The 2,454-nt window shown below is 51.9% G+C and carries 3 protein-coding genes; 1 reads left to right on the top strand and 2 read right to left on the bottom strand.

The genetic code is table 11. The annotated features are described in order from the left end of the window. A partial coding sequence (locus HMPREF9473_RS20630; RefSeq protein ID WP_006782156.1) for an MATE family efflux transporter occupies nt 1-1,362 on the bottom strand: 1,362 nt, incomplete at its 3' end. A gap of 123 nt (nt 1,363-1,485) precedes the next feature. Here HMPREF9473_RS20630 and HMPREF9473_RS20625 point away from each other — a divergent pair. Next, nucleotides 1,486-2,001 carry a PadR family transcriptional regulator gene (locus HMPREF9473_RS20625; protein WP_006782155.1) on the top strand — a complete coding sequence of 172 codons (516 nt, stop codon included), beginning with the start codon at nt 1,486-1,488 and terminating at the stop codon, nt 1,999-2,001. A 47-nt stretch (nt 2,002-2,048) separates the two neighbouring features. Here the strand turns inward: HMPREF9473_RS20625 and HMPREF9473_RS20620 are convergent. After that, on the bottom strand, nt 2,049-2,454 hold a 406-nt coding region (locus HMPREF9473_RS20620), incomplete at its 5' end, for a pyridoxamine 5'-phosphate oxidase family protein (RefSeq protein ID WP_006782154.1).

Raw genomic sequence — 2,454 nt, 5'->3', positions numbered from 1 at the left:
AGCCGCCGTCTTCAGCCCGGCTTCCGCCAGTTGCCTGTGAAGACGCACCGCCAGAAAGACCGTGACAATCGCGGATAAGAGATCAGCAGCAGGCTGTGCGAATAGGACTCCGTTCAGCCCTATGAGACCAGGCAGCAGCAGGATGACAGGCACAAAGCAGATTCCCTGGCGGCAGGCGCCGAGGAAACAGCCTTCCTTCGCTTTTCCCATCACCAGAAAGAGGAAGGAGTAGACCGTGTAGAATCCGAAGAGAACAAAGGTGAGACCGCTGGCCCGCAGGGCGGCCTGGCCGACGCGAATCATTTCCATATCATTCCGGGTGAACTGGGACATGATTTCGGTGGAGAAGAGGGCCGCCAACCCACCAAAGAGGGCGCAGAATACGGTGGACCAAATGACGGAGATTTTGATGGCCTCATGTAAGCGCTGGAATTTCCCGGCGCCATAGCTGTATCCGGCGATTGGCTGGAAGCCTTTTAAAAACCCGAAGACCATCAGGCTGCCCATAGACATGATTTTCGTGACAGGCCCCATAGCGGCGAGGGCGGAGGGACCGTACTCTTTCGCGGCCCCGTTTATCATGGACATGGAGAGACTGGTCAGCAGCTGGAATACCAGCGTGGGAATCCCGATTTTCAGAATCTCAGACAGGATATCCCCGGAAAAGCAGCAGTCCTGAATGCGGAAATGAAAGACGCTTTTCCCCCTGAAGATATAAACCAGATATACCAGGGTGGAAACCATCTGGGATATGGCGGTGACAATGGCGGCGCCGGCGATACCCAGATGGAGCGTGTAGATAAAAACCGGGTCCAGAATCACATTCAGAAAGGCGCCCGCCATCAGAGCCATCATGGCAGTCCTGGCGGCTCCCTCGCTGGACACGATATTATTCATGGTGACATTGAAGACATTAAATATGGAGAACGTGATATAGATACCGGTGTAAGTGACGGCATATGGCATGACGCTCTCGATGGCCCCCAGCTGTCTCAGGATTGGTTTCAAAAAGAGGACTGAGCAGAAAATGACGACGGCTCCGATGAAAACACTGCCATACAGAGCGGTGCTTGCGACTTTATCCGCGGTCTGCCGGTCCCCGCGCCCAAGCAGACGGGAGAGATAGGCGGCGGCTCCATTTCCAAACAGGAGTCCCAGGCCCACGACCACCTGGCCCAGGGGAAATGCCACGGTGATGGCTCCCATCTGAGCGGTCCCCAGCCCGCCGATAAAGTAGGAGTCCACCAGATTGTATAATGCGTTAATCAACATGCCCGCCATGGTAGGCAGTCCCAGGGCCAGAAGCGCTTTCGGGATGGGGGCGCTCCCCAGCAGTTCCATTTTTGTGTGTTGTTCCTTCATGTTTCGTTCTCCTCTCACTTGACATGGAATTTGAAATATAGTAGTATAAATTATAGTATTTCGAAATACTGGTGATTATACTACTATAAATTATAGTATTTGTCAAGAGAAAAGGAGAAACATATGGCGACCATAGATTTGATTGTTTTGGGAATGTTGAAGAAGGAAGCGCTGAGCGCATATGATATTCAGAAGCTGGTGGAGTACCGCAATATCTCCAGATGGGTGAAAATCAGCACGCCCTCCATCTATAAAAAGGTGATTCAGCTGGAGGAAAAAGGGTACATCAAGAGCAGTCTGGCCAGGGAGGGGAAAATGCCGGAGAAGGCCATCTATTCTCTGACAGAGACCGGCGAAAAGGAATTTGAACACCTGATGCACGAGATTGCCTCACAGCCCATCCGCATATTCTTGGATTTCAACGCCGTGATTGTCAATCTTTCCCAGCTATCATCGGAGGACAGGCAGTCCTGCCTCCAGGACATTGAGGGAAATATCAAAGTTTTGAAGTCTTTTCTGGAGGAAAATATCCGGGAGAAAGAACAGGACGCCGATGTTCCCGAAACAGGCATGGCCGTTCTGCGCCAGCAGTATATGCTGGCGGAAACCATGGAGACATGGATTGTTTCGCTGAAATGAGAAGGCTGCCGGCCGGCCTGCCGCAGGCAGGCCGGCAGCGCAGCCATTTACAACTGCTGTTCTGCAAATCCAACGGGAATCCCGTTTTCATAAATCCATTCGGATACGTGTTCGATGGTTATTTCAAAAAACTGTTCATCTGATTTTATAAATTCATCCTCCTGGCTGAACGAGTCGGGATAGCGGGATATGTAGGCCGCCTTGATGCCGGCATTACTCTCATCAAAGACGGAGCCCAGTGACTTTGCCCTGCCTGTGAAATAGTAGTTCTCAACGCAGACGGCAACATGGGGATTGGCAGTCATTTCCGTTGCCTTTCTGTTGCCCGCGGAGGTTCTGACATAGAGCTTTAGTCCCAGGTTCATGGGACTGATTGGCCGTGCGGAGACGACATCGTTCAAGCTGGTGGATAAATAAATGACTTCCGCGTTAGTCAATACGGTTTCCAGACGT

The organism is Hungatella hathewayi WAL-18680, assembly GCF_000235505.1.
GTDB lineage: Bacteria > Bacillota > Clostridia > Lachnospirales > Lachnospiraceae > Hungatella_A > Hungatella_A hathewayi_A.
The sequence above is the reverse complement of the archived record's forward strand: the minus strand, read 5'-3'. Positions and strand labels throughout refer to the sequence as shown.